The following is a 25,460-nucleotide window of genomic DNA, read 5'->3' as shown; positions in this document are numbered from 1 at the left end:
AGTTCGCCGGACGCTTACCTTAGGTGTGCTTGAGTGCGAACACATTATGGTGATTCCAGAACAGTAGTGTTTTGGATGTCGAAGCGGCTTCGCAGGAGTCGGATGACTTCTTGCTGTCCTTGACGGATGTTCACTTCGTTGATGGTGATGTGAGGGTCTACGGGCAGGACGCTGGGGAATCGCTTCTCCAGCTCCACCAGCAGCTCACGGGGAACGTTGGGGAATCTTTCCGTTTTCACGGCTCGTTAATCCTACTGTGGTCCCACGAGAAAGCTGGGGTTAAATATGAGATTTCGAGGGCGGCGCGTTCTCGATAGCCAGAAGAATCGCGTTGAGTGCCCCGCCGTACTCCGACAGTTTCAAGAACTCTGCGACCCCAATTGCTACAGGAACAAGGCCTTGGAACGCTGCATGTAGTGTGGCCGAGGTTTCGTCGCGATCCGCGACTTTCCATTGGTACCGCCATCCAGACTTATCCAGCTCGGCATTCACATGGTGATTCAGCGAGGTGGCCGAGGGATGGGCAGAGTCGTCGCTCAAGCGGGAGTACAGTAGATACTGCTTTTCTAAAACCCCGTGCCCAGCTAGGTCCTTTACCGGAGTATTTTTCCCGGTGAGTTCAGCCGCGATTGCTTGCAGCCGTTCGAGAGTCTCGCCCTCTGCCCAGCCATTGTCGATTACAAGCTTCGTCTGCCTTTTGCGGGAGGCGTTGGCATCGTCCTTGAACAATTTCAAGAACTTTTCGGGGTCTTTGCAAATAGCAGCGATCATGAAAGAGTCTTCGACGAGACCCCGAACAAGCGTCCGCGCATCAGCTACGTTGCCTCTACTGGCGAGAAGCAAAACGCTTTGGAATGTCCCACAGGCCCGCATCAGCACTCGGACGGCAATTGCGGCGGGCTCCATCGAAGTGACCTGCGCAGCCTCAGCAGCATCGGCTGTCAACCGCATTACCAGAGTGTTTAAGTCGTATGCAATGGTAAATAGTTCAGGCAAAGAGGCCTGAATGGCGGGGATGGTCTGGGCGGACTCCGGGCTCAGAAAACCTGAAAATTCGAAGCTGTCTGTGTCTGTCATGCGTTCGCCACCTGTGGGTTCGTAATTGCCAAACTGGAATCAGATCATCTATCAGAATGCAGCGGTAGCGCGCAACTCATCGTAATTTTCAATGCAATGGTCCAGGTAATGGCGGGCCTTCATCAAATCCTCTTTTTCATTTTTTGCAGTACAGCGGAGGACGTATTTGATGATGTTCCCTCGGAAGAATCCGAGTTCCCAAGCGCCGATAATGTCGAAGGGCTGAATGGAGCGGAGGTAATGAGTTCCACCGATTTGGGTTAGCTGGCTAACAGGCGACTCGTCTTTATTTGACACGGGATATGGGGTCCATTTGGTATAAGCAGGGCCGCAGCCCTGGCAAACGTTGAGTTCAATTGATTCGAGGCAGGCGCAGGACGCGCAGCTCATCACGGGGTCCACAGCTTCACCTTCTGGTTCTTGAAGTCGTAATCCGAGGCACGAAGGATGCGGGCCACGCGGGCCTGCACCAGAGCCTCCTCTTCGCAGAGACCGGCCTTGTCGAAGGCAGCCACTACGGTGTCCCAGGTGGGGGACTTGTCCAGGAGCCGCTTGGCAGCCACGGGCCCAATGCCTGGGCAGCCTGAGTAGCCGTCCGTGGTGTCGCCCATGAGGGTCTGGTAGAGGTGCCAATAGTCGGCCTCCTCCTCAGTCACTTCAAAGAACGTGTCTGTGTTGAAGTTGTAGTGGTGGCCGGGGACCGTCTTGAAGTCCTTGTCGATGGACGCGACCACGATTTCCTCACCGAACTTTCGGGCTCGGGTCAGGAGGATGCCGCACACGTCATCGCCTTCCAGGTTGGGCTTGGAGATGGACGGGAAGGTTTCTTGAGCCCAGGCTGTGAGATGGGAGCGGAGCAACGGCTGGACGGTCTTGCTACGGTTGTGCTTGTAGGTCGGGAGAACGGTCTTGCGCCAGTTCACCTTGTCCGAGAAAACAAGAAGGGCCTCATCGGCCCCTGTCTTGTCTATCAAGTTTTGCACCATCCCGGTGAAGGTGGCTTCGCCATCCTCTTCAAATGCGTGGAGGGTCCAAAGGGCTCGTTCACCCTCCTCATCGCCTCCCCAGCGGATGGCTTTCTGGTTTACTACTGCTGCTTGGACGGATAATACATCGGCGTCGATGATAACTCTGCGCACTCGCGAATCTCTGTCAGGTCTTCTTGGAAGATGAAGCCGTATTGGCCGAAGAGCTTCACTAAGTCAGCGCCCAGCTCCGCATCAAGCGGACGTGCCGGATACTCCAATGCGTGCTTGGTGCCGTTCACGTCGATGGTGATGGTCCAGGGTTTCAACATGGGAGTGCCTCTCTGACTGAGTGAAGTGATGGGGTCACAGGTAATCGTTTTCCCGTAGCAGGTCAAGGCCGGTGCCGGTGACACGCCACTTGCGACCATACTGGCCGTGACCTTCCAGGGTGCTGAGCAAGCCCAGCGATGCCAGCGATGCTACTGCCTGGGCTTCGAAGCGAGCGAAGTCCGATTGGATTTTGAAAGGGCTCTTGAAGGCTTCGTACAGGACTTCCAGGAGAACAGGGTCTTTAGTCATTTGCGTTTACTCATTAGTGGGTTTCGGCCCAGTTCAGGCCCATTTTTGATTCACCGGCCAGGGGGCACCGGAAGTTGAAGGCTTCACCTGCTTTCGCCACGCACGCCTCAGCCGCTTCCCGAACGATGGCCGCGATGGCTTCGTTACGGCAGGCGATCTGCACTTCGTCGTGGACCCAGGCGCAGAAGGCGTAGTCGCCATCCCAGCCGTGTTTCAGCCCGCGTGCCTGGAGTTCGTCGTCCAGGAACACAAGCCACTGCTTACAGGCCAGCGCACCGGCCCCTTGCAGGAGGTAGTTGAGTGCCGCGTGGGCGGATTTGACGTGAACGTGGCGACCATCCAGGCCGACCAGGTGGCCGCGCTTGGCGGCTTCTTTCACAGCCTTGACCAGCTTTTTCAGGGCCGGGGTTTTGCGGAGGAAGGTTGCTTTCAGTTTCTTGCCAGCGGCCTTGAGCGCCTCTTCGTCCGGGTTGTCTTGCCCGTTGAAGAACACGTCCAGGAGGTGCTGGTAGTCGAGACCCAGCCCCTTGGCCTTGGCAACCATGCCGAACACAATGGTCCCGACCTTTTCATCACCGGCCCCATAGAGGAAGGCGTAGATAAAGGTCTTCGCACCATCGCGGTACAGCTTGTGCAGCGTGTTGTGGTCGTCACGCTTCTCACTGGTGATGCCCATGGCCTGGACGTTGGCCCAGTGGATGTCCCCGTTAAGGAGGATGTCCACGTACTTGCCACCATCGTAGCGAGCCATGAAGTGAGCCAGGCAGCGCAGCTCCAGGCCCGAGGCATCGGCACCGACCAGAAGCCAGCCGAGGGGCGCCGTGAAGAGTTCGCGGCAGTCTTTACCGTAGGGGGAGCCAGATGCCGGCACCTGAGCCACGTTCGGGTAAGCGTGAGTAGCTCGCCCGGTGGCGGCACCGTTAGGGTTCACGGAGCCGTGGATGCGGCCCTGCTTTTCCACCAGCATCCACGCCTGCTTCCCTTCGGCCAGTTGCGAGATGCGCTTGGCGACCAGGAGGTATTCCGTCAGGAGCTTGCACGGTGGGTAGCTCAGCTTGGACATCACTTCGTCGTCCACCTGGGGCTTGCCGCCCTTGGTGAACTTCTCGGGAACCCAGCCGTACAGGGCCGTCAGCCGGTCAGCGATGTGATCCCGTGAGGACGGGTTGAACTCCACAATCTTGACTTTGGTGTACCGGACGCCCTCGGTGTACTTTTCAAACCAGCCCACTTGGTTGAACGCGGGCTGGCCCTTGAGCTTCACACGGCGCTCAGTGTTGCCCCGTGGGTCTTCGATAAAGACTCGCCGGGTTTTCTTGGTGAGCACTTCGCCTGCCGGTGCGTGCCAGAACTTGAAGAACTCTTTCAGCTCGCGCTCCAGGTCGCCCCTGCGCTGCGCCAATTTGGCGTACAGGAGGGCCGCCTTCTCGCGGTTGAAGTGGAATCCGTTGCGCTCCTGAGCGGCCATGAGCCAGGCCACTCGATGTTCCAGGGCCAGGGCCCGTGCCGAGTAGTTCTTGCCAAGGATTCGCTTCCACAGTGCGGAAGTGACCACAACGTCCTGGACGCAGTAGTCGAGCATCTCTTGCGAGAACTCCAGCCACTCCATGCCGTCCACGTAGGCATCGCCCATACGCGCCTTGAACTCAGTTGCGTACTCGCCTTTCATCAGGCGCAGGCGGTATCCCCAGGCTTCCAAAGAGTGGGAGCCGAAGAGCTTGCCGGGGAGGACTGCTTTCTTGAGGAGGCCGGTGTCGGTGTCCTTGATGTTCGACCAGATGAGTCGGGTGCAAACAAGGGTGTCGATGACCAGCGCGGGGTTCACGATGAAGCCGGGGTACAGCTTCTGGATGACGGGAATGTCGTACTTGATGACGTTGTGGCCGCCGATGAAGCGGCCTTGGGAATGTTGCTCCTGGAGCCATTTGACTCCCATGGCGATGAGGCCAGGCGGGAATTTCTTAACGTCCCCAGTTGCCGTGTCTTCGATGACAAGGCAATGGATGACGGAGACTGCCTCCAGGAACCCATTCGTTTCGAGGTCGAACAGAAGGGGTTCTTGCATTGGTCCCCCAGTCAGCAGGGGGTCGGCGTATGCCACAGCTCTCGAAAGAGCGTGCCGGTATCGGCCAGGGCATCACAAAAGCCGTGGTACAAGCCCTTGAGGGCTTCGCCCAGGATCATGATTGGAACCAGGGGCAGCGCGATCATGAGTCGGGTGAGCGGGTAGCGGTTGAGCCAGAACGGGTGCAGGTCGGATTCAGTGGCCACGGATTTGCTCCAGGGTGGTTTCGTCGTGGATGTATTCGGGGTACTTCTCTTGCAGGCGGGATACGCGCTTGAATGAGCGGCGTTCTTCCAGGTCGCTTTCGCAGCGGAGAATTCGGAATGCCTTGTCCCACACGCCCTCTTCGAAGGCCGCGGAAACGTGCAGGGAGTAGCCGTCATACGTGGCGCGGGACAGGTTCAGGTCGAACGAATCGGCCAGCTCTTGCGGGGTCATGAAGTCGGCCAGGATCAACTGGACGGGCAAGCCCTGTACGTCCTGGAGGAAGTCCCAGGCACCGTGCATATCCTTGCGGCCATAAAGGGCGAGGAACGCGGGCTGCTTCACCTTCACGGTGAGTTCGGAGTCCAGCTCGTTGTGGTCAATGCTGCGCATGAACACGTCGATGTCTTTGATCGGGCGTCCCAGGAGGGCGTCCCGGATGGCACCGCCACCGATGACCGGGTGCGAGCCAGGAAACTCCCAGCGCACCAATTCCAGCGCGTCATCGAAGAGCGGCTGGAGGTGGCCCGGAAGCTTCCATTCAGGCAAGGACGAACACGACGATGAAGAGCAAGAAGAGGTAGTAGTTGGCATCACTCATCAGCCCTCCCTTAAAAGAACGCAATGAGGCCGTGGATGGCCCCAATCGGTGGGAAGGCGATGCCGACAATGCCCAGGAGCAAGGCGTCACCACACTGGTGGAAGGTCCAGACAACGTTGTAAACCCAGCCGAAGCACAGGCAGAAAACGACAAACAGGTAGGTCAGAATCAGAGGCATGGTTTTCTCTCAGGCACAAAAAAAGGCCCGCTTGGGGCCCGTGTGGTGGTGCATCTGCTACAGCCGGAAGTCGTCCAGCAAAGCGTTGAGGTAGTTGCTCAGTTCGTAGCGATTGGTGAACACGTTGCAGTCGCCTTCGTTTGCCAGGCCCAGGATGTTGTCTCGGGACCGGACGATGACTCCGTTGTCCACACGCTCAATGCGCAAGGACAGTTCTTTCAGGCGCGGTGGCCGTTGGGCTGGAGTCGTCATGGTTTACCTGCGGGAGCGGAAGCTGGAGAAGCTACTGGTGCGGTAGCTGTAGCTGGCTCGCGGTGCCGAGTAGCTGGCTCGCGGTGCAACGTAAGCTGGGCGTGGAGCCATATAGGCCGGACGCGGAGCCACGGCGGTCGCTCGGGTGTTGGTCGTAGTGTTATTCACGATGGTGGTGTTATGGACAGCCGGGGCCGATGCCGAAGCACTGCCCAGAATGTGACCCATCATCATGCCGGTGAGCATGGCGTTGGAGTTGTCCTGGACCACGACAGGGGCTGCAACCACTGAGGCCGCTTGCATGATCGGGGCAGCCTGGACAACTGGAGCGGCAACCACGGGGGCCGGAGCTTCGACTACTGGGGCCTGTACAACGGCTGGGCTGTAGCAAGAGTGGCGCTCACAGGCGGCTAGGGAAAGGACGGTCAGGGCCGCGAAGATCAACTTGCGCATGGTTCAGTCCAGGAGTTTGGAGATACGGGAATGGATCATCGAAGCCCGGTCAGCCAGGGCGTACTGCATATCGGCGTGGTCGTGCAGATTGCAGGCGGTTTGCCGGGCCTGGCGTGCAGCTTCGCTATGGGAGGCTTCGGCCTGGCTCAGCTTGTCCAGGGTGCGCTCCAGGTCGGATACAGCGGACGCGGTGGTCTGCGGGAACACTTTTGCCAGCAGTCGTTTCAACATGGGGGTATCTCCAGTCAGAATTCGGATTCATCTTTAAAGGGTGCGGACGGCTCGGGCGCTTCGGTGAGCGAGAGCAATCCGGTATCGCGGTCGTATGCCAGGTACAGCACTTCCCCGGTCGCTTGGCCGGTGTAGCGGTCCTTGAGGATGCGGAAGGTGGTGGTTTGGCGAACCACGGGGTCTTCGGCCTGCTGGTCACGCTCAAGGCCGAACATGAAGTAGCTCCAGAAGCCGATGGCTCGGGAGCCTTTGAAGTGGCGAATCGTTACCCGCCCGCCTTCCTCATGGGGTTTGCCCTCGGGGGTGGTCAGGTGAGAGATGAACGTGATGATGATTCCCAGCTCGTTCGCCAGGCCCGCCATCTCTTTCATGATCTGCTCAAGCGAGCCCTTCTCATCTGCGGTGTCAGCCATCGCAGTGAGGTGGTCGATGTAGATAAGCTTGATGCCCTCGGAGACAGCCATGTAGCGCACCTTGCGCTTCACAATGTCCCACTCGGTTTCACCAAATGCGTCGTACATGACCAGGTTTTCGCCCAGCGCATCTACGGCTGCATCCAGCTCCTCATCGGTCCAGCCAGCGGTTTCCTTGGGAACGTGGAAGCGTCTCCCGGCGATCTTCCCGGCCACGCGCTTGGCGGTCTCGGTCGGTTTCTGCTCCAGGAAAATGGTGCCTACACGCTCGCCCAGGACTTGGATGTCGTATGCGATTTGCTGCGTGAGGAAGTCGGTCTTGCCCACACCAGTACCAGCGCCCAGCCCGTAGACTTCGCCGTAGCGGCGTCCATAGGTGAGTTGGGTGAGTGGATCAAGGAACCACGGCAAGCCCATGACCAGGGCCTTGCGAATCTCTTCGCGGAGGTCTCGGACGTTCACTACGCCATCAGGCCGGTACAGCTTGGCGTTCCAGATGGCGGTGACGATTTCCTGCTCACGGCCCGCTACCAGAAGTTCGTTGGCGTCCTTCATGGATAGCGTGGCGATCTTGCACTTGCCTGGGCTGAATAGCTCTGCGCATTCCTGCGCTGCTTCGCGGCCCGGTTCGTCCATATCGAACATGAGGATGACTTCTTCGAAGCTCTCCAGATATTCGATGTTTCGCTGGATGGCCTTGCGTGCTGCCGGAGCCCCGTTCGGGAGCGACACCACGGGCCACTTGTTGTTTTGCACCTGGGAAACAGACATAGCGTCCAGCTCGCCTTCGGTGACAACAATCTTCTTGCCCCCACTCGCCCAAAGGTTCTGGCCGAAGAGGGTCAACTTTGCACCATCGCCCAGGATGGCGAAGCCTTTATCCTGATCGCGCAGTTTTTGGGCGACCATCACACCACTGTTGTCGAAGTACGGGGCAACCTGAACTAGCCTGCCACGCACCTCACTTACGAAGTATCCGAACTTGCGGCAAGTCTCCAGGGTAAGTTTGCGCTTCATCAGCGGCTTGAATTCGCCGGAGATTAAACCTTCCATTCGTTTTGTTCGCCCTCCAGTAGTTGGGGTTTCGCCATCGCCGTGAACGTAGTGCTCACAGGCGAAGCAATATTGGTGGTTGTCGGTGTAGATAGAGTTGGCATCACTTGAACCACAGTTTTCACAGGGCAGGTGGCGCACGAACTCACTCTCTGTTTCATGCTTTCGATTTTTCATGGGCAATAAAGAGGGCCAGCCCGAAGGCCAGCCCTTTATCAGAGTTGAGTGATAGACGTGGCGGCTGCCATATCCAACTGAGGGCCCACGACTCTTATAAGTTGGCCGCTACCCACGGTTTAACGTCGAAGCTCGGGCAAGCCTTGGCTACTTTCGGGAAGTCCCGGTGGCCTTGGATTGTCGCGCTGGGGTATTTCTCTTTCAGCTCGCCCAGCAGGTGCTTGAGACTTGCAAACTGCTCAGGCGTGAAGTTGTTTTCGGGGACGTTGATGTCCGCCTCGGTGACTCCACCGGCCATGCAAATGCCTACGGAGTTGATGTTGTGGCCCTCTACGTGAGCGCCGATTTGATCCAGCTCGCGGCCCTCCTCCACCACGCCATTGCGGCGGATGACAAAGTGATAGCCGATGCACCGCCAACCTTTGGCGCGATGCCAGCGGTTGATGTCAGCAGCCCCGATGTCTTGGGATGGTCGCGTGGCGCTACAGTGAACTACCAGGTAGTCCGTCTCAGCGCGGGGTTTCGTTCCAGCGTTGTAGGTCATTATTATTTTTCTTTGCTGAGGCCCTTGATGATCGACAGGGAGGCTTTATTGACCGGCTCATTAAGCCAGGCATGAGGAACCAACTTGTCGGCATACTGGAAGCCGTTCTTGCCGCACCAATCCGCGTAGGTGGTGGTACTGCGTTTATTTATTTTTGTTTTTGAGTTGGAGAAGACAAAGCGCACGTCAAGTTCAGGGTGCTGCGCTTTGACCAGGAGTTGCTTTTGGCGGTCCTCGGTCAAAAAGCGGCCCTTAGTTTCGACAATGATGCCGTTCGCCAGTGCGAAGTCCGGGGTGTACTTGTGAACTTTCGCAGGCCGGGTATAGGGAACTACCAGACTTTCGAAAGTGAAGCCCATGCCGACAGCCGTTAGTTGGTCTGCGGCACGTTCTTCAAGCCCGGAGCGGAACCCATATTTGAGTCCCACTTTTTCGGCATCCAGAGGCGTCTTAGAAGTCTTCTTCGTAAGTGTTGCTTTCGCCACCTTCTTCCTCTTCTTCGAACTCGTCTTTTTCTTCTTGTTCTTGTTCGGCTACGGATTCAGCGTCGAAACCGCCTTCCTCTTCACCGAAGCCGTATTCGCCAGCGGACTTGTTGCCGCCACTGCGCAGCTCGATGACCTGGACTGCGTTCAGGCGCAGCTTGATACCGGCCAGGGCGGTGCCTGGGATGAAGTAAGGGGCCACTTCAAAGCTCACCTTGCCTTCGGTGCCGCCCCAGATGTCCGGAACTTTCAGCATTGGCTTGCCCTTGGCATCGAACAGGGCTGGTTTGCGGGTCCAGACGGAGCCGTCTTTCTTCGACTTGCCCGAGGCGGCCATTTTGATGTTGAAGAACAGGCGGCCAGTCGGCTCCTCGGTCTCCTTGTCGTACTCCTCGGTGAAGAGTGGCTGCACGGTCACGTCTTTCAGCTTCTTGCGGGCTTCGATCTTGAGCTTCTTGAACTCTTCACGGCCATTCTCGATGGCGGCTTCGTGCAGCGGTTCCAGCTTCGCCAGGAGAGGCGCGGCCTCTTCTTGGGTCAGGATCAGGGTGACTTTGTACTCACCGTCCGGCTTCGGGTACTCATCGGTGCCGAAGTCAGGTTTGGTCAGTGCCGGGTAGCGGAAAATGCCACGCGGCGAGGTCATGGTTACGTTCTTTGGGCGTTTCTGATAGGACATTTTGGGGACTCGTTTTGTGTGTGCGTGTTAGCGGCTGTGGCGCGCTTCCAGGGACGGAAGGTCAAAGCCTTGTTCAATCAACTCAGCGGCGAGGGCCATAGAGATGGAGCGACCCATGCCCCAAAGCGCGATAGCGCGGCCCAGGGCGGAGTCGTAGTTCTCGGGTTCGTTGCGTTGGTTGTCTGCGGTGCCGAAGCGATTCATTGCGGTTCTCTCAATACGGCCACGGGGTTGTGGCCTGGGTTGTCCGTTGGGGTTGCCTACGGGGCCCAGGCGCACGTTTCCCGTCCCTCTGCACCGGCACGGTGGAGGCTCTATGGCAAAGGTCAGGGGGAGTTGCGGGTGGTCCGTAGAGGTGTTGCGAAGGTGTTGCTGGTTCATCCGAGGCGTTGCGGCACTGGCACGGTGGAGGCTCTATGGCTGCTGCTGCGGATAAATGGGGAATTGGGGGTGGTCTCAGGATCGGCTCATAAATGAGCGGATGGCGCACTGGCACGGTGGAGGCTCGGGCGGAGACTGGGGTGTTGCGGCTTGGTTATCCGAATGTGGTCCCTCGGGCCCAACTCAGAAATGAGCGGGGGGTCGCACTGGCACGGTGGAGGCTCTGGCGGAGGGATGCGGCTCGGTTATCCGAATGTGGCCCCACGGGAATCACCGGGGGCCATTCAGAATCGCTCACTCATGGAAACGTTGCCCTTATGGTTTATTTCCATTAATGAGAACGATCAGGCAAAACAAAAGCGCGACTCTGCTACTGCTGCCAGGCTCAGGCTGCCACGTTTCGGGAGTTCTGCGAGCTTGGCCCGCGCCTTGTCGCTGAGTTGCGCGGCCAGCTCATCCCGGAAGCGCTCCAGTACGGCGGTCTCTTCGTACATTTCAATGAACGCCTTGCGGACAGTCATGAAGAAAAGCTCAGTCTCCCCTGCGGTGGTGCCGAAGCTGTCATGGATCATCGCGAAGCTCTTCAAGCCGGACTCCACGCCACGCACAACGGTGAGCATGAGGTGGGCCGCATCGCAGCTATGGACGAAGTTGGGGCTGATCCCCTGCGACTGCTTGCGCTTGTCCAAGGCGTCTTGCTCTTCGTTCATCAGGAGGCGCACACGGGCCCCGTTGATGGCCGTTTTGACGCGGCGAGCTACCACGGAGTTGTACGCCTGCATCACCGGAAAGCCCACCGCAGTGGTCCAGCACACCGGCAGCTCTTCTTTTGCGGCCAGGGTTGCAGCGTCCTGGAGCCACTTCATGGCCTCACCAGCTTTCACCAGAACCTGGTTCACGGCTTCCCAAATGGCCTTCGCCATCCAGCCAGCGGCCCGGAAGCCATCCCCGGTGAACGGGAAGTGGCGGGCGTCTACGTTGCCTTCGGCATCGGTGGCTTTCTTGCGTGCCGGGTCCAGGATGTCCTCCATTACCTGATCCTTGAAGCCGTACTCCTTGGAGCCGTAGGCCAGGGTCATCACGGAGCGCTTCGTCACCTTGCGGTTGATGCCAAAGCGGGTCCATTGCTGGGCCAGGTTCTTCGTGCCCTCCTGGACGTATGCCTTGCCATCAGCGTCATGTTTCAGGACGTCTTCGGTGCCGTGCTTGGCATCGTGGATGGCCCGCTCGATGACCTTTTTGGCTACCAGGCCGTACACGTCTGCGGGGAGGTCGCTGGGGACCAGGTTCACGGCTGCGCCACCGACCTCATCCCGGAGCATCGCGGAGAAGTGCTGGATGCCGGAGCATGAGCCGTCCATAGCAATCGGGAGCTTCGACACAAAGCGGTCGCCGTGCTCGCAGTAGCCCTTCCACTCCAGGCAGAACGCCAGGAACTGCCATGGTTTGTCGATGGCCTGCGCGCCTACGTGGTCGGCCCAGCCGCGTGCCTGGAACGGGTCAGCAGCAATCGCCAGGATTTCCGCTTGGTGATCGTGGACCCACTTCACGCGGTCCTCCAGGCTGGCCTTGTCGTACCCGGCCACGTTTGCCCCGTGGATTGCCAGCCACTTGGCCCCATGCTCGCCCAGCGGCTTGCCGTAGGCGAATCGGAGCAAGCCCTTCGTGTGGTCCGCGCCTTGGGGGTTCAGGTGCGGCACCGCGTAGATGCGGCCACGGAAGTCCAGTTGGTACGGGAAGTAAATCTTGCGGAACGGGGAGTAGCGGTTCGCGATGTCCAGGGACATCGAGACGTTGATGCGGGCGCCCTGAATCTCCAGGTTGTCCGAATGGGCCTTGAACGCGGCTTTACGCCAGGCAGCGCGGGCCACCTCGTTGATGTCGATGTCGCACGGTTTGACTGGCTGGGGGATGCCTTCACGGGGTGGGAGGCCGCACCAGGTGGCGCCCTGCTCCCACAGCGTGGTCATGATGTTCAGGATTGGCGTGTTGATCTGCCACGCGGTGGCCTGGATGGCGTTGAGCGCGGTGTAGACCATCGGCATATCGACGTTGCCCAGCTCTTCCAGGTACGCCCGGTTGCGGGTCTTTACCATGCGCAGCGGCTTGAGGCTGGACGACAGGTAGCCCCCATCGGTCGGTGAGGTCCAGTTGCGTGGCGGGACAACCATCGGCTCATACACGGGGCGCAGCATGGCCGTGACGTTGTTCTTGCGGGCGATCCACTCCAGGGTGGACTCCAGCGGCTTCACGTACTTCAGCGCCTTCTCCGTGCCTTCGCCGTTGGTGGCAATGTGGATCAGCCCCACGGAGTTCATCAGCAGCTCCAGGAGCTTGGTCCCTACGTGGATGCGGTCGTTGTTGCTCCAGTTGCTCCAGGTGTCCAGCGCAGAGGCCACACGGGTGGCGTAGATGTGCTTGTGGCGCTGGCTGGACCGTTTGTTAGCCCGCTCTACCAGTTGGTCGTACTTCTTGCGCTCCTTGTCGCGGATGCCGGACAGGCGCATTTCGTCTTCCACGGACTGGGCGATGGAGACGGACACATGCTGGAGCGTGCGGGGCTGCGAGATGCCAGCCAGGGTGTGCTTGAGGGTCAGGTAGGCCAGGACATCCGCATCGTAGCCACGGAGGAGCTTGTATGCGCTACCCCAGCGGGACGACACACCGGCCTCAGACTCATCCATCCACGCCTTGATGGCCTCAGCGAGCGCCTTCATGCGGCCGGACACGATGATGGAGCCGTACTCGGTGCCATCCTCAGCGCCCATCCTTCGGGCGGCCTCTACGTTGCGCTGGAAACGGCTCACACCGCGCTGGGTCATCTCCTCTTCCAGACGGACTTGGGTGGCGATGAGGTCTTCACCATCCAAGCGGCCAACTAAAGGAGTCATAGAGGTAGTCATAAAGGGAATCTCTTAGTAATCATCATTAAGTAATCATTTCTAAGGATGTCTTTAAGGATGTCTCTAAGGGTCATCTCAGAGGGCATCGCTAAGGAATCCAATTGTGGGTCCGCGACTCTGGATGTGGTCTCCCACAGCGCCCCGGCGCGGCCCGGATGGCCCTCCCTAAGCGGGAATGTCTCGTCAATGAGTCATTCCCATCTGAGAGAACCATAAGGCGTAGCTACCCCCTCCAGGCAGAAACTGGCAGCCATAATGTGGTCCCATGACTTCACGCGGGCAGCACTCTCCCGCACTGGATTTTCCCCGGTCAAAAGGGGCCAGTGTCAGCCGGTAAAGTCCGACGAACGGTCAGTTAGGGATTCAGTGGATGAGGGGCTCCGAAGAGGTCAAAAAGGGCCTTTGTGTCCCAAAAGTGTCCCTTTTGCTCTCTTTGCTGAGAAAGCGATTATAGGTGAAAAGGTATCATTCGTGCAAGTGACTGGCGAAAAAAATCCCCGAACCCTTGAGCCGTGTGGCTTTCAGGAATTCGGGGAGATTTTTTCTAATTCGTGGTGCGGACGAAGAGACTCGAACTCTTACAGCTTGCGCCGCTGGAACCTAAATCCAGTGTGTCTACCAATTTCACCACGTCCGCGTAACGCTTAAAACAAAGGCGCCAGATGCTATCGAGGCGCCTTCGAAAATATGGGGTGGACGATGGGAATCGAACCCACGACAACTGGAATCACAATCCAGCGCTCTACCAACTGAGCTACGCCCACCATATTGCATTACAGCCAACTTGCTTGCCAAAGCTGCCTAATGGCGCACCCGGCAGGACTCGAACCTGCGACCATCCGCTTAGAAGGCGGATGCTCTATCCAGCTGAGCTACGGGCGCTTAAGCTTCAAGCCTAACCGAACAAGTATTTAACAGCTAACTGCCAAACGACCCATTCTGCCCGACTTAGCCAACCAGTGCTAGGCTGTGCCCGACAAGTGCGGCGAATCTTATAGGCGACCCCGAAAGTCGTCAACACCTTTTTCAAAAAAATTTAAATTATTTAAGGGCTTAGGGGATTTGCCCGACCACCCGCCTTTGCCCTTCGCCCATGTCGTGCGAGAATGCGCGCTCTTTATTGTTTCCTTCTCGATGGTTAATCACGCGTCTATGACTGCACACCTAATCGATGGCAAGGCAATCGCCGCCAGCCTGCGCCAGCAGATCGCTCAACGTGTCGTGGAGCGTCGCCAGCAAGGCCTGCGTACGCCGGGCCTGGCGGTGATCCTGGTCGGCACCGACCCCGCCTCCCAAGTCTATGTCTCGCACAAGCGCAAGGACTGCGAAGAGGTCGGCTTCATTTCGCAGGCTTTCGACCTGCCCGCCGAGACCACGCAAGAAGCCCTGACCGAGCTGATCGACCGTCTTAACGACGACCCGGCCGTCGACGGCATTCTGCTGCAGTTGCCGCTGCCGGCGCACCTGGAGGCGTCGCTGCTGCTCGAGCGCATTCGCCCTGACAAAGACGTGGACGGCTTCCACCCGTACAACATCGGCCGTCTGGCCCAGCGTATTCCGCTGCTGCGCCCGTGCACACCAAAAGGCATCATGACCCTGCTGGAAAGCACCGGCCAGGATCTGTACGGCATGAACGCCGTCATCGTCGGCGCTTCCAACATCGTTGGCCGCCCAATGGCCATGGAGCTGCTGCTGGCCGGCTGCACCGTGACTGTATGCCACCGCTTTACCAAGGACTTGGCCGGCCATGTAGGCCGCGCCGATCTGGTGGTGGTGGCCGCAGGCAAGCCGGGCCTGGTCAAAGGTGAGTGGATCAAGGAAGGCGCCATCGTGATCGACGTGGGCATCAACCGCCAGGCAGATGGCAAGCTGGTCGGCGATGTGGTCTACGAGACTGCCCTGCCCCGCGCCGGCTGGATCACCCCAGTACCGGGCGGGGTTGGGCCAATGACCCGGGCGTGCCTGCTGGAGAACACGCTGTACGCGGCGCAAGAGCTGCACAAGTAAAATTCGCACCTAGCGAAAACGGCACCTCTGGCAGGTGCCGTTTTTTTTTGCCCGGCTCGAGGGCCCGGGCTTGATGCAAAGAGAAGAAATGGCGACCGCAAGGCGGGATTGGCAGGTAGCTTGCATTGGCCGTAGGGGGCGGGCCCTGCTCGAATCAGGTTCAAGGGTATCACCGGCACCGGGGGCGTGTTCGCTCACGCGCCCTGCTCAATCATGAACTTCCCGCTGCGCACCGAACTAGAGCGCGGCAGGCCCACTCGCCCCATAACTGGTCAGACCGGTAAGGCCAAAAACCCTTGCAAAGAACGATTTTTCGCGCTTTTATGGCCTGGCGCTGAACAAACCGGTAAGACCACAATAATTAAGTCCTGCGCTCTTTCGCCCCGTGCGGCTACCGAAGCAAGGACACCGATCTGAGACTTCTCCCATGCTCAAATGGTGCTCGCGTTCGATATTCCTGCAAGTCGTGCTTGGCCTTGCCCTCGGCATTGCCTGCGGCCTCAGCTTCCCCGACCTTTCGCTACAACTCAAACCCCTAGGCGACGGCTTCATCAAGCTGATCAAGATGCTCATCGGCCTGATCGTGTTCTGCGTGGTGGTCAGTGGTATCTCGGGCGCCGGCGACCTGAAAAAGGTCGGGCGCATCGGCTTGAAGTCGGTAATCTACTTTGAAGTGCTGACCACCCTGGCGTTGGTGATCGGCCTGGTATTCGCCTTCAGCAGCGGCATCGGCAGCGGCGCCAATATTCACCTGGACCAACTGTCCAGTGCCGATGCCAGCAGCCTGGCCGAGCGCGGTCAACACATCCATGGCGCCGCAGCGTTCTTCATGGACCTGATCCCTACCTCGGTGATCGGCGCCTTCGCCGACAACAACATCCTTCAGGTGCTGCTGTTTTCGGTGCTGTTCGGCAGCGCATTGAACCTGGTGGGCGACTCGGCCGCCGGCATTTCGCGGCTGATCAACGAACTAAGCCATGTGATCTTCCGCATCATGGGCATGATCGTGCGCCTGGCCCCGATCGGTGTATTCGGTGCCATCGCCTTCACCACCAGCAAGTACGGCCTGGAATCGCTGCAGCACCTGGGCGGCCTGGTAGCGCTGTTCTACCTGACCTGTGCAGGCTTCGTGCTGATCGTGCTGGGTACCGTGATGCGCCTGTCGGGCCTGAAACTGTTGCCACTGATCAAGTACCTGCGTGAAGAGCTGACCATCGTGCTGGGCACCGCCTCTTCCGACGCCGTGCTGCCGCAGATCATGCGCAAGCTGGAACACCTGGGCATCGGCAGTTCCACGGTGGGGCTGGTGATTCCCACCGGCTACTCGTTCAACCTGGACGGTTTCTCCATCTACCTGACGCTGGCCATCGTGTTCATCGCCAACGCCACCGGCACACCGCTGGAGATGACTGACCTGCTGACCATTCTGCTGGTGTCGCTGGTAACTTCGAAAGGCGCGCACGGCATCCCTGGCTCGGCGCTGGTGATCCTGGCGGCCACGTTGACTGCCGTACCGGCGATTCCGGTTGTCGGCCTGGTGCTGGTACTTGCGGTGGACTGGTTCATGGGCATCGGCCGGGCACTGACCAACCTGATCGGCAACTGTGTAGCCACCGTGGCGATTGCCCGCTGGGAAAAGGACATCGACCTGGAACGTGCCAACAACGTACTGGCAGGCAAACCCGGCTTTGCCCCGTTGCCACGCAAACAGCCCAATGCCCACCAGCAGGAATTCTGAGCGAACGTGGCCGGCACTGATGCCGGCCCTTCAAGGAGCGAACCGTGATCAGCTCATCGACCGTCGTCAATTCAGTGGTGGAAAAACTCCGCCAGGCCCTGGCCCGCGGCCAGTGGCGCAGCGGCGACATGCTGCCAGGCCAGCGCGAGCTGGCTGAACAACTGGGCATCAGCCGGCCCAGCCTGCGCGAGGCGGTAACCGTGCTGGAAACCCTGGGCCTGGTGCGCGCGCTGCCGGGCAAGGGTGTACTGGTGCTGGATCCCGAAGCTGCCGCCCTGGAACCGGGGCTGGATACCAGCGCCGCCGCCAGCCTGGCTGACGTACTGGAACTGCGCTACACCCTTGAACCGTTCATCGTCGGCTTGGTGGCACAATCGGCCAACAGCCAGGATGTTGGCCAGTTGCGCCTCACCCTGATGGACATGCGCGAAGCGCTGGAGGCCGATGACAGCGAAGCTGGGGTCAGGGCCTATATCGCTTTCCATGAGGCCCTCTTCGCCCTGACCACCAACCCGATCTTCCAGAGTGTCGTGCAGCAGACCGGCAACGCCCTTAAACAGAGCGCCGACATGCTGCGCAACTCACCGGAGCATCTGGCTGCAAGGCTGAAGGAGAACGAGGCCGTGGTACGCGCCATTCGCGAACGCAACAGTGCCCTGGCCAGTGCCCAGATGCGCCAGCACATCCTGGCCGAGGGCGCGCGCATGGGCATCCCGCTGAACATCCCGGATGAACACCTGCATCCATGACCTGAGGAGAGCGACCATGAACGCCGCCCCCCACTTGCCTGCCCTGCTCGCGGCCGGCGAAACCCGCCTGTCGGCCGAGCAAATCTACCCACGGCTGTTCGACGCCATTCTCGAACAGCGCCTGCCCCCCGGCAGCCTGCTGCCCGAGCAGGCGTTGGGCCAGGCGTTTGGGGTCAGCCGTACCGTGATCCGCCGCGTGCTCGGGCGCCTGTGTGACCAGCAAGTGGTGGTGCAGCGCCCTAGCCACACCGCGCACCTGGCAGCCCCCGACCCCGAGCAGGCGCGGCAGGTGCTCAGTGCCCGGCGGCTGGCGGAGACCACCCTGATCACCCTGGCCGCGCAGCGCGCCCGCCCTGCGCAGATACGCCAACTGCGCCAGTTGGTTGAACGTGAGCGCCAGCACCATGAAAGTGGCGAGCGTTGCGCGGCGATCCGCCTGGGTGGCGAGTTCCACCTCAAACTGGCGCAAGTGGCGGCCAATGCGCCCCTGGCACGGTTTCTCAACGGCCTGGTGCCGATGACCTCGCTGATCATTGCCCGCTACGAGTCGCCGTGCTGCGAACATTGTGCGTGGGAAGAACACGCGGCGATCATCGATGCCGTGGAGCAAGGCGATGCCGAGGCGGCATTGGGGCTGATGCACACCCACCTCGACCGGCTGGAAGAGAAACTCGACCTGGCGTAGCCCGCGCCCAAGGGCCAAGCCCGCTGCTGACGGCCATGCACCGGTCCAGCAGCGGGTGTACCAGGCGGTGGCCTGTAGCGCCCGAGTCAAGCCTTGGCCATGGCCGAGGTCGGTAAGCCGAAGATCCGGTCAAACACCCAGTTGTAGGCGAAGGTGTAGCAAGGGATCAGCACAATGAACGCCATGTCCACCAGCAGTGCCTCTACCAGTGTCATGTCCAGCCACCAGGCAATCAGCGGGATCAGATACACCACCAGGGTCAGCTGAAAGCCGACCGCATGCGCCACCCGTCGCGCCACGCTGCGGCCGCGCTTGGCCTGGCGGCTTTCCCAGCGCTCGAACAACGTGTTGAAAATCAGGTTCCAGAGCATGGCAATGGTAGTGATCATCACCGCCAATGGCCCGGTATGCGACGCCTGGGTCTCTGACAGATAAGCCAGCCCGAGGGTCGACATGCTCAGCCCTATCAGCTCATAGCACGTCACGTACACCAGCTTGCGCTTCAAACCCTGCACCTGCATTTCCCTCCAATCCCAATAACGAAGGGCGCGATAATGCTTCACCTCGCTTGACAGCAAAAGGCAGCTGTCAGATCTACTGACAGGAGGCTGCCATGAACTTTTCCAGCGACAACATCCAGCTGTTTCTTGCCGTGCTCGACCGCGGCTCGTTCTCCGCCGCCGCTCGCGCCCTCAAACGGGTCCCGTCGGCGGTCAGCATGGCCATTGGCAATCTGGAAGCGGAGCTGGGATACAGCTTGTTCGAACGCGGGCCCCGCGAAGTTCGGCCCACCGCCCGGGCCTTGGCCCTGGAACCGCACGCCAGGCTGATTGCCGAGCAACTCGGGCTGTTGCAAGTCCATGCCTTGGAGCTCTCACAGGGGCTTGAAAGCAGCCTGACGCTGGCGGTGGTGCCGGACATCGATCACCGCCCGTTGCTGGCGGCTATCGCCGACCTCGGTGTGCGCCACCCATTGCTCGATATCGCTTTGCTCAGCGCCCCGCAGGAAGAGGCCCTGCACTTGCTGGACAGCGGCCGCGCCGATCTTTGCGTGGCCTTCGCTGGCCTGCAGGTGGATGCGCGCCGGGGCTTTCAACACATCGGTATGGAAGCCTTGGTAGCCACCCTCGCCCCTAGCCACCCGGCGCTGCGTGAAGCACGCATCCACTACCTCGAAGACCTGACCCGGGTGCGCCAGATCCTCGTGCGCAGCCGGGACCTGCCGCTGGCCGATCCACGCCCGCTGATCGGCGCCACGCACTGGTCGACCGACAGCTTCGACCTGGCCCTGCAGATGGTCGAAGCCGGCCTGGGCTGGGGCGACCTGCCGTTGTCTCGGGTAGCCCCACTGCTGGCAACCGGGCGCCTGGTGCGCCTGGCCTTCCGTAATACGCGCAACGAGTTGCAAATGCCGGTGCATATCCTGTGGCGCAAACAACAGCCACTGCAGCAAGCGGCGAGGTTGCTGATAGAGCAACTGGCCAAGGGCTGAGTGCCGTCTGTCGAAAGGTCTGTAAGAAATTACTTTAAGTACTTCAATGTTTTACCCCCCGAGCCGATATCCCGGTCGATAGGCCCCGCAGAACGTCATAAGCGCGCTGCGTCCTCCCCACATTGGCTCAAGGTCTCGAAACATGAACCTGAAATTTCGCCACAAGATCCTGCTCAGTGCCTGCGGCGTCGTGGTCCTGGCATTCGCCCTGTTCACGCTTTATAACGACTACCTCCAACGCAACACTATCCGCCAGAACATAGAAGCCTCGGTGCAGCAGGCCGGGGCCTTGACCGCCAGCAGCGTGCAAAACTGGATGAGCGGCCGCATCCTGGTGCTGGAAAACCTGGCCCAGGATATCGGCCAGCAGGGTGCCGGCGAGACCCTGGCCGGGTTGATCGAGCAACCCTCCTACACGCGCAACTTCCTGTTCACCTACCTCGGCCAGGCCAACGGCGTGTTCACCCAGCGCCCGGACGCCCAGATGCCTGCCGGCTACGACCCACGGCAACGGCCCTGGTATGCAGCGGCGGCCAATGCCGGGCAAACGGCGCTGACGCCACCGTACCAGGGTGCGGTCGGCGGCCTGATGGTCACTATCGCCACCCCGGTGAAAAGCAAGGCCACGGGGGAAATGATCGGTGTGGTTGGCGGTGACCTGACCCTCGATACCCTGGTGGAGATCATCAACTCGGTGGATTTCGGTGGCCTCGGCCACGCCTTCCTCGCCGATGCCAATGGCCAGGTGATCGTCAGCCCGAACAAAGACCAGGTCATGAAAAACCTGAAGGACATCTACCCCGGCAGCGACTTGCGCGTTGCCGCCGGCATGCAGGATGTCACCCTGAACGGCCAGAACCGGATCATTTCGTTCGCGCCGGTCGCCGGGCTGCCTTCGGCCCAGTGGTACATCGGCTTGTCGATCGACAAGGACAAGGCCTACGCCGCACTCAGCCAGTTCCGCACATCGGCCATCATCGCCATGCTGATTGCCGTGGCGGCCATTGCCGGCCTGCTGGGCCTGCTGATTCCACTACTGATGCGCCCGCTGACCACCATGGGCCGCGCCATGCGCGATATCGCCGAGGGTGAAGGCGACCTGACCCGCCGTCTGGTGGTGCAGAACCAGGACGAATTCGGCGAACTGGCAACGTCGTTCAACCGCTTTGTCGAACGCATTCACGCCTCGATCAGCGAAGTGTCGTCGGCCACCCGCCTGGTGCATGACCTGTCGGAGAAAGTGGTCAGCGCGTCGAATGCGTCGATCAGTGGCTCCGAAGAGCAGAGCATGCGCACCAACAGCGTGGCCGCAGCCATCAACGAGCTGGGCGCCGCGACCCAGGAAATCGCGCGCAACGCCGCAGATGCCTCGCAGCATGCCAGTGGTGCCAGCGAGCAGGCCCACGGTGGCCGGGAAGTGGTGGAAGAAGCGATCAACGCCATGACTGCGCTGTCGCAGCGCATCAGCGAATCGTGCGCACAGATTGAAACGCTCAATGCCAGCACTGATGAAATCGGCAAGATCCTGGACGTGATCAAAGGCATCTCGCAGCAGACCAACTTGCTGGCGCTGAACGCTGCGATCGAGGCAGCACGCGCGGGCGAAGCGGGTAGAGGCTTTGCCGTGGTGGCCGACGAGGTGCGCAACCTGGCTCACCGGACCCAGGAGTCGGCAGAAGAAATCCACCGCATGATCACCAGCCTGCAAGTCGGCTCACGCGAAGCGGTGCACACCATGAACACCAGCCAGCTGTCCAGCGAGCAGACCGTGCAAGTGGCCAACCAGGCCGGTGAGCGGCTGGCCAGCGTCACCCAGCGTATTGGCGAGATCGACGGCATGAACCAGTCGGTGGCCACCGCTACCGAAGAGCAGACCGCCGTGGTCGAAAGCCTCAACCTGGACATTACCCAAATCAATGCGCTGAACCAGCAAGGGGTAGAGAACCTTAACGAAACCCTGCGCCACTGCGATCAACTGGCGCAGCAGGCCGGCCGGTTGAAGCAATTGGTGGGGAGTTTCCGGATCTGAGAAGCCGGGGGCGCCCAGCGCCCCCATCTTTACGCGGTTATAACCTAATAACGAACAAGTCTATTTGGCTATAAAAAAATCTATATGCTGGCTGCATCCGATAACGGGCAATGTTGGGCGGTCGAGTAGCGTATGGATGTAGGTTCTTTTGGTTTCACCATTGCGGGACTGGTCGTGGGTTTCATCGTCGGCATGACCGGCGTCGGTGGCGGTTCGCTGATGACCCCGATCCTGTTGTGGTTCGGTATCAACCCGGCGACGGCCGTCGGCACTGATCTGCTCTATGCCGCCATCACCAAGGCCAGTGGCGTCTGGGTGCATGCACGCAACAAGAACATCGACTGGAAGATCACCGGCCTGCTCAGCCTCGGCAGCGTGCCTGCGGCCGCATTGACCCTGTGGTTCCTGAGCACCCTGCATACCGACACTTCGGCGCTCAATGCCATCATCAAGCAAGGCCTGGCGGTAGTGTTGATCCTCACCGCGCTGGCCATTCTGTTCAAATCGCGGCTGCAGGCTTTCGCCAGCCACCATGCCGGCGATCACTACCACCTCAGCGCAGGTACCCTGAATACCCTCACCGTGCTGACCGGCGTGGTGCTGGGGGTGATGGTGACCCTGACTTCCATCGGCGCCGGCGCCCTGGGTACCGTGGCGTTATTCCTGCTGTACCCGTTTCTGGTCACCCGTCGCCTGGTCGGTACGGAAATCGCCCATGCCGTGCCGCTAACGCTGGTGGCAGGCCTTGGCCATGCCGGCATGGGCAATATGGACTGGTCGTTACTGGGCTACCTGCTGCTGGGTTCTCTGCCGGGCATCTACCTGGGCAGCCACCTCACCGGGCGGATCTCCGACCGCGTGCTGCGTCCGTGCCTGGCCGCCATGCTGTTGTTGATCGGCTACAAGCTGGCGTTCTGAACCTCACCCAGGCGCAGCCGCCACTGCCCGGTATGGCTCAGTTCCAGACGTGACAGCGGCAACACATCGATACGCTGCCCGGCACTCATCGGGCAGCCCAGTACCTGCACCAGCACAGCACGTATGACCTGCGGATGGGTGACCGCCAGCCATTCACCCGACCTGTCGAAAGCCGCCAGCCAGGCGGCCATCCGCTGGCACAGCGCAGCGAACGACTCCCCGCCATGCACGTTACTCGCTGGCTCCCGTAACCAATCGGCCAACGCTTCTGGCTGCTCGGCCCGCAACTGCTTCAGCGCCATGCCCTGCCAATGCCCGAGGTCGCAATCGGCCAAGGCGGGCTCGACATGCACCGTGCTCGACAACCACGCCGCTGTTTCGCAGGCGCGCCGCTCTGGCGCCGTCAGCAACTGCACCGCTGGCAGGAGAGGCGCCGGCGGTTGCGAAAGCGGCAGGATGCCGTCATCAGCGCAGTGCAGGCGCCCGGTCTTCTGGGCCTGAGTCAGGGCATGGCAAATAAGGGTCAAACGGGTAGCTTTCATCAAGTGCCTCGGGTGGCGGGCTGGTGCACAATGTTTGGCATGCTGCGAGGCAGGCATGCTGAACACTATGCCAGCGTAGGCGCCTGCGCCACCAATGACCAACCGCCACGCCCATCCACCTCCAGCCGGTGAGTATGAAAACCTGCCAGGGTGCTGCGGTGCCCGACACTGAGCAACAGTGCACCAGGCATTTCCGAGCGCAGCAGCGCATAAAGGGCATGCTCGAGCCCCTCATCCATCGCTGAGGTGGACTCATCAAGAAACACCACCTGCGGCCGGTTGAACAGAACCCGGGCAAAAGCCAGGCGCTGCTGCTCGCCCACCGACAGAATATGCGCCCAATCGCAGCTGACCTCCAGGCGCTCGGCCAGGTGCCCAAGATTGACCTGGTGCAGTACCTGCTGCATACGCGCCTGATCCTCGGGCTGCCCCACCGCCGGGTAGGCAATGACCGTGCGCAGGTCCCCCAAAGGCAAATAGGGACGCTGCGACAGGAACAGCGCCTGATGGCCCAGTGGGCGTCGCACCTCCCCTTCGGCATAGGGCCACAGGCCGGCCAGGGCGCGTAGCAGGGTAGTCTTGCCGCTGCCTGAAGGCCCCTTGATCAACAGCGCCTGGCCAGCTTGCAGGCTCAGGTTCAGATCAGTGATCAGGGCGTGTCCATCCGGGCGCAGCACTTTCAGGTCGGCAATCTGCAGCGCATGGGCCTGCTCCGCGGTGAGTACCCGCGGCAATACCCTTGCCTGCGCGTTGGCATCGAGAAAACCGGTCAGACGGTCCAGCGTAGCCCGGTACTGCGCGAATGCATCGTACGATTCACGAAAGAACGACAGTGCATCCTGCACCTGCCCAAATGCCTGAGACGTTTGCATGACGTCACCCAGCTTGATTGCCCCGCTGAAGAAGCGCGGTGCCTGCAGAATGAACGGGAACACGACTGCCACCTGGCTGACCCCCAGGTTGAAACCACTGAACTTGAGGTTTCGGAATACCAGCGCCCAGGCATTCACGATCAGTGCCGCGAAGCGCCCCAGCAAGGTGCCCCGCTCAACCTCGGCACCTTGGTAGAAAGCGACATTCTCGGCATTCTCACGCAGGCGCATCAGCGCATAGCGGAAGTTGGCGGTGAGCTTTTCGTTGAGGAAGTTCAGGCGAATCAAAGGCTGGCCCAGGCGGAAGGCGATCCAGGTGGCGACGACCACATACAGGTACACGGCAAACACCATCGCCCTGGGAATTTCAACACCGGCCACGGCCAACGGCGCTGACAACCCCCAGAGGATCCCGGTGAACGCCACCAGGGACACCAGCGCACTGACTGCCCCCAAGGCCAAGGACAGGGAGTTGCTGACGAAGGCGTTTACGTCCAGCTCGATACGCTGGTCGGGGTTGTCGATCGGTTCAGCAAGAAATTGTCCACGGTAGTAAGCATCACCGTGCATCCAGTCACGGGTCAGGCGCTCGGTCAACCATACCCGCCAGGTGATGCTGAAGGCCTGGTTCACATAGAAAGAGCACAGCGAGCGCAGCACATGGATGCTGGCCAGCACGGCGAAGACCCCGAGCAGGTACCAGAATGCCCCTTGGTCCAGCCCCTGCAAAGCGCTGTAAAACCCGTTGTACCAGAACGAGAACAGCACATTGAGGCGTACGGAAAACAACGTCAGCACCAGCAGCAACGCAAACACCAGCAGTGGCCGCCAACTGCGTTTATAACTGAAATAAGGCCCCGCAAGTTGCCAGAACTGGCTGCCCCAGCGGGTGTAGCGTACGGCCAGAATAGCGGCGGCTGTGAAGCCGACAAAGGTGATGAACGAGGCGATTGCCAGCCAACTCAGGCTCTCTTGCAAGGCCTGGTGCCAGTTCATGTCCATGGTGAATGTCCGTGCTGAGTATTTCCGCGAGCGTAGCACTGCCCTATAACGCTTCAGGCATACATGACGTACATTTCATGAAAGCTGGCTGGCACGGGCTGCGCCCGTGTTCGCGGGCACGCCCGCTCCCACAGGGATTGTGGTGAGGCCGGGGGCCTTTTGGGGAGCACAAAGACAAAACCC

At 60.3% G+C, this 25,460-nt stretch carries 27 protein-coding genes, 3 tRNA genes and 1 pseudogene; 8 read left to right on the top strand and 23 right to left on the bottom strand.

From position 1 onward, the window contains the following. Positions 1–279: 279 nt before the first annotated feature. The 20 genes from B3361_RS01410 to B3361_RS01315 form a co-directional block, all read right to left on the bottom strand. Positions 280–1,077 (bottom strand): DUF5677 domain-containing protein, encoded by a 798-nt coding sequence (locus B3361_RS01410; protein WP_132845952.1) that lies wholly within the window; start codon positions 1,075–1,077, stop codon positions 280–282. Positions 1,078–1,128: 51 nt separating this feature from the next. Continuing rightward, complete coding sequence (locus B3361_RS01405; protein ID WP_182337257.1) at positions 1,129–1,374, bottom strand: DUF3310 domain-containing protein; 246 nt, start codon at positions 1,372–1,374, stop codon at positions 1,129–1,131. A gap of 92 nt (positions 1,375–1,466) precedes the next feature. Beyond that, positions 1,467–2,216, bottom strand: coding sequence for a hypothetical protein (locus B3361_RS01400; RefSeq protein ID WP_182337256.1), 750 nt, complete (start codon positions 2,214–2,216; stop codon positions 1,467–1,469). Then, positions 2,165–2,374: a hypothetical protein gene (locus B3361_RS01395; protein WP_182337255.1), complete on the bottom strand. Its 210-nt coding sequence runs from the start codon at positions 2,372–2,374 to the stop codon at positions 2,165–2,167. The genes B3361_RS01400 and B3361_RS01395 overlap by 52 nt, the downstream gene beginning before the upstream one ends. A gap of 34 nt (positions 2,375–2,408) precedes the next feature. Further along, positions 2,409–2,624 carry a hypothetical protein gene (locus tag B3361_RS01390; protein WP_009682626.1) on the bottom strand — a complete coding sequence of 72 codons (216 nt, stop codon included), beginning with the start codon at positions 2,622–2,624 and terminating at the stop codon, positions 2,409–2,411. A gap of 13 nt (positions 2,625–2,637) precedes the next feature. After that, a complete protein-coding gene (locus B3361_RS01385; protein WP_182337254.1) occupies positions 2,638–4,689 on the bottom strand; it encodes a DNA polymerase in 2,052 nt (683 codons plus the stop codon). A gap of 11 nt (positions 4,690–4,700) precedes the next feature. Beyond that, the gene (locus tag B3361_RS01380) at positions 4,701–4,895 is read right to left on the bottom strand and encodes a hypothetical protein (protein WP_182337253.1); all 195 of its coding nucleotides are present in this window, start codon (positions 4,893–4,895) and stop codon (positions 4,701–4,703) included. Then, the gene (locus B3361_RS01375; protein ID WP_259368373.1) at positions 4,885–5,442 is read right to left on the bottom strand and encodes a hypothetical protein; all 558 of its coding nucleotides are present in this window, start codon (positions 5,440–5,442) and stop codon (positions 4,885–4,887) included. The genes B3361_RS01380 and B3361_RS01375 overlap by 11 nt, the downstream gene beginning before the upstream one ends. 62 nt (positions 5,443–5,504) lie before the next feature. Further along, entirely contained in the window at positions 5,505–5,672 is a 168-nt protein-coding gene (locus B3361_RS01370; RefSeq protein ID WP_155952727.1) for a hypothetical protein, read from the bottom strand. A gap of 57 nt (positions 5,673–5,729) precedes the next feature. Then, on the bottom strand, positions 5,730–5,924 hold the full coding sequence (locus B3361_RS01365; RefSeq protein WP_148661758.1) for a hypothetical protein: 195 nt from the start codon (positions 5,922–5,924) through the stop codon (positions 5,730–5,732). A 456-nt stretch (positions 5,925–6,380) separates the two neighbouring features. Further along, complete coding sequence (locus tag B3361_RS01360; RefSeq protein ID WP_028692660.1) at positions 6,381–6,608, bottom strand: hypothetical protein; 228 nt, start codon at positions 6,606–6,608, stop codon at positions 6,381–6,383. 14 nt (positions 6,609–6,622) lie between these two features. After that, on the bottom strand, positions 6,623–8,215 hold the full coding sequence (locus tag B3361_RS01355; RefSeq protein ID WP_280087001.1) for a toprim domain-containing protein: 1,593 nt from the start codon (positions 8,213–8,215) through the stop codon (positions 6,623–6,625). A gap of 130 nt (positions 8,216–8,345) precedes the next feature. Continuing rightward, positions 8,346–8,795, bottom strand: coding sequence for an N-acetylmuramoyl-L-alanine amidase (locus B3361_RS01350; protein WP_010953242.1), 450 nt, complete (start codon positions 8,793–8,795; stop codon positions 8,346–8,348). A gap of 2 nt (positions 8,796–8,797) precedes the next feature. Then, entirely contained in the window at positions 8,798–9,280 is a 483-nt protein-coding gene (locus tag B3361_RS01345) for an endodeoxyribonuclease (RefSeq protein WP_247722153.1), read from the bottom strand. Continuing rightward, a complete protein-coding gene (locus tag B3361_RS01340; protein WP_232333240.1) occupies positions 9,246–9,926 on the bottom strand; it encodes a DUF2815 domain-containing protein in 681 nt (226 codons plus the stop codon). Before B3361_RS01340 ends, B3361_RS01345 begins: the two co-directional genes overlap by 35 nt. 60 nt (positions 9,927–9,986) lie before the next feature. Beyond that, a complete protein-coding gene (locus B3361_RS01335; protein WP_009682639.1) occupies positions 9,987–10,163 on the bottom strand; it encodes a hypothetical protein in 177 nt (58 codons plus the stop codon). Between the two features lie 521 nt (positions 10,164–10,684). Beyond that, entirely contained in the window at positions 10,685–13,231 is a 2,547-nt protein-coding gene (locus tag B3361_RS01330) for a DNA-directed RNA polymerase (RefSeq protein WP_247722152.1), read from the bottom strand. A gap of 564 nt (positions 13,232–13,795) precedes the next feature. Then, a tRNA-Leu gene (locus B3361_RS01325) sits at positions 13,796–13,880 on the bottom strand. Positions 13,881–13,931: 51 nt separating this feature from the next. After that, positions 13,932–14,007, bottom strand: a tRNA-His gene (locus B3361_RS01320). Between the two features lie 41 nt (positions 14,008–14,048). Then, a tRNA-Arg gene (locus tag B3361_RS01315) sits at positions 14,049–14,125 on the bottom strand. A 270-nt stretch (positions 14,126–14,395) separates the two neighbouring features. On the opposite strand from B3361_RS01315, the gene folD reads away from it, so the two are divergent. The 4 genes from folD (at position 14,396) to B3361_RS01295 (ending at position 18,422) form a co-directional block, all read left to right on the top strand. After that, positions 14,396–15,250 carry a bifunctional methylenetetrahydrofolate dehydrogenase/methenyltetrahydrofolate cyclohydrolase FolD gene (folD, locus tag B3361_RS01310; protein WP_009682641.1) on the top strand — a complete coding sequence of 285 codons (855 nt, stop codon included), beginning with the start codon at positions 14,396–14,398 and terminating at the stop codon, positions 15,248–15,250. A gap of 427 nt (positions 15,251–15,677) precedes the next feature. Next, on the top strand, positions 15,678–16,988 hold the full coding sequence (locus tag B3361_RS01305) for a C4-dicarboxylate transporter DctA (RefSeq protein WP_009682642.1): 1,311 nt from the start codon (positions 15,678–15,680) through the stop codon (positions 16,986–16,988). Positions 16,989–17,032: 44 nt separating this feature from the next. Continuing rightward, positions 17,033–17,737, top strand: coding sequence for a FadR/GntR family transcriptional regulator (locus B3361_RS01300; protein WP_054905977.1), 705 nt, complete (start codon positions 17,033–17,035; stop codon positions 17,735–17,737). Between the two features lie 16 nt (positions 17,738–17,753). After that, on the top strand, positions 17,754–18,422 hold the full coding sequence (locus B3361_RS01295) for a GntR family transcriptional regulator (protein WP_054905976.1): 669 nt from the start codon (positions 17,754–17,756) through the stop codon (positions 18,420–18,422). 86 nt (positions 18,423–18,508) lie between these two features. Here the strand turns inward: B3361_RS01295 and B3361_RS01290 are convergent, their stop codons facing one another. Then, positions 18,509–18,937, bottom strand: coding sequence for a PACE efflux transporter (locus tag B3361_RS01290; RefSeq protein ID WP_009682645.1), 429 nt, complete (start codon positions 18,935–18,937; stop codon positions 18,509–18,511). A gap of 98 nt (positions 18,938–19,035) precedes the next feature. Between B3361_RS01290 and B3361_RS01285 the strand changes: the two genes are divergently transcribed. The 4 genes and pseudogenes from B3361_RS01285 to B3361_RS01275 all read left to right on the top strand — a co-directional run bounded on the left by B3361_RS01285 (position 19,036) and on the right by B3361_RS01275 (position 22,861). Then, positions 19,036–19,914: a LysR family transcriptional regulator gene (locus B3361_RS01285; protein WP_154211283.1), complete on the top strand. Its 879-nt coding sequence runs from the start codon at positions 19,036–19,038 to the stop codon at positions 19,912–19,914. Between the two features lie 142 nt (positions 19,915–20,056). Beyond that, a pseudogene (gene mcpA / locus B3361_RS23965) lies at positions 20,057–21,088 on the top strand (methyl-accepting chemotaxis protein McpA); the annotation flags it as partial. A gap of 114 nt (positions 21,089–21,202) precedes the next feature. Further along, complete coding sequence (locus tag B3361_RS23960; protein ID WP_371105819.1) at positions 21,203–21,943, top strand: methyl-accepting chemotaxis protein; 741 nt, start codon at positions 21,203–21,205, stop codon at positions 21,941–21,943. Positions 21,944–22,075: 132 nt separating this feature from the next. Further along, positions 22,076–22,861 carry a sulfite exporter TauE/SafE family protein gene (locus B3361_RS01275; protein WP_009682648.1) on the top strand — a complete coding sequence of 262 codons (786 nt, stop codon included), beginning with the start codon at positions 22,076–22,078 and terminating at the stop codon, positions 22,859–22,861. On the opposite strand, the gene B3361_RS01270 is transcribed toward B3361_RS01275, so the two are convergent. After that, positions 22,843–23,403 carry a histidine phosphatase family protein gene (locus tag B3361_RS01270; protein WP_054905978.1) on the bottom strand — a complete coding sequence of 187 codons (561 nt, stop codon included), beginning with the start codon at positions 23,401–23,403 and terminating at the stop codon, positions 22,843–22,845. The genes B3361_RS01275 and B3361_RS01270 overlap by 19 nt on opposite strands. A gap of 65 nt (positions 23,404–23,468) precedes the next feature. After that, positions 23,469–25,277: an ABC transporter ATP-binding protein/permease gene (locus B3361_RS01265; RefSeq protein ID WP_054905973.1), complete on the bottom strand. Its 1,809-nt coding sequence runs from the start codon at positions 25,275–25,277 to the stop codon at positions 23,469–23,471. Positions 25,278–25,460: the final 183 nt, after the last annotated feature.

This window comes from Pseudomonas sp. UBA6699 (genome assembly GCF_002454615.1).
GTDB classification, from domain to species: domain Bacteria; phylum Pseudomonadota; class Gammaproteobacteria; order Pseudomonadales; family Pseudomonadaceae; genus Aquipseudomonas; species Aquipseudomonas juntendi.
The sequence above is the reverse complement of the archived record's forward strand: the minus strand, read 5'-3'. Positions and strand labels throughout refer to the sequence as shown.

Excerpts from the sequence above, each read along its gene's own strand:
- B3361_RS01295 (WP_054905976.1), top strand. The coding sequence starts at position 17,754 with ATGAACGCCGCCCCCCACTTGCCTGCCCTGCTCGCGGCCGGCGAAACC.
- B3361_RS01395 (WP_182337255.1), bottom strand. The coding sequence starts at position 2,374 with ATGTTGAAACCCTGGACCATCACCATCGACGTGAACGGCACCAAGCAC.
- B3361_RS01285 (WP_154211283.1), top strand. The coding sequence starts at position 19,036 with ATGAACTTTTCCAGCGACAACATCCAGCTGTTTCTTGCCGTGCTCGAC.
- B3361_RS01370 (WP_155952727.1), bottom strand. The coding sequence starts at position 5,672 with ATGCCTCTGATTCTGACCTACCTGTTTGTCGTTTTCTGCCTGTGCTTC.
- B3361_RS01335 (WP_009682639.1), bottom strand. The coding sequence starts at position 10,163 with ATGAATCGCTTCGGCACCGCAGACAACCAACGCAACGAACCCGAGAAC.
- B3361_RS01365 (WP_148661758.1), bottom strand. The coding sequence starts at position 5,924 with ATGACGACTCCAGCCCAACGGCCACCGCGCCTGAAAGAACTGTCCTTG.
- B3361_RS01390 (WP_009682626.1), bottom strand. The coding sequence starts at position 2,624 with ATGACTAAAGACCCTGTTCTCCTGGAAGTCCTGTACGAAGCCTTCAAG.
- B3361_RS01410 (WP_132845952.1), bottom strand. The coding sequence starts at position 1,077 with ATGACAGACACAGACAGCTTCGAATTTTCAGGTTTTCTGAGCCCGGAG.
- B3361_RS01305 (WP_009682642.1), top strand. The coding sequence starts at position 15,678 with ATGCTCAAATGGTGCTCGCGTTCGATATTCCTGCAAGTCGTGCTTGGC.
- B3361_RS01340 (WP_232333240.1), bottom strand. The coding sequence starts at position 9,926 with ATGACCTCGCCGCGTGGCATTTTCCGCTACCCGGCACTGACCAAACCT.
- B3361_RS23960 (WP_371105819.1), top strand. The coding sequence starts at position 21,203 with ATGCGCACCAACAGCGTGGCCGCAGCCATCAACGAGCTGGGCGCCGCG.
- folD (WP_009682641.1), top strand. The coding sequence starts at position 14,396 with ATGACTGCACACCTAATCGATGGCAAGGCAATCGCCGCCAGCCTGCGC.
- B3361_RS01360 (WP_028692660.1), bottom strand. The coding sequence starts at position 6,608 with ATGTTGAAACGACTGCTGGCAAAAGTGTTCCCGCAGACCACCGCGTCC.
- B3361_RS01350 (WP_010953242.1), bottom strand. The coding sequence starts at position 8,795 with ATGACCTACAACGCTGGAACGAAACCCCGCGCTGAGACGGACTACCTG.
- B3361_RS01275 (WP_009682648.1), top strand. The coding sequence starts at position 22,076 with ATGGATGTAGGTTCTTTTGGTTTCACCATTGCGGGACTGGTCGTGGGT.
- B3361_RS01270 (WP_054905978.1), bottom strand. The coding sequence starts at position 23,403 with ATGAAAGCTACCCGTTTGACCCTTATTTGCCATGCCCTGACTCAGGCC.
- B3361_RS01265 (WP_054905973.1), bottom strand. The coding sequence starts at position 25,277 with ATGGACATGAACTGGCACCAGGCCTTGCAAGAGAGCCTGAGTTGGCTG.
- B3361_RS01385 (WP_182337254.1), bottom strand. The coding sequence starts at position 4,689 with ATGCAAGAACCCCTTCTGTTCGACCTCGAAACGAATGGGTTCCTGGAG.
- B3361_RS01330 (WP_247722152.1), bottom strand. The coding sequence starts at position 13,231 with ATGACTCCTTTAGTTGGCCGCTTGGATGGTGAAGACCTCATCGCCACC.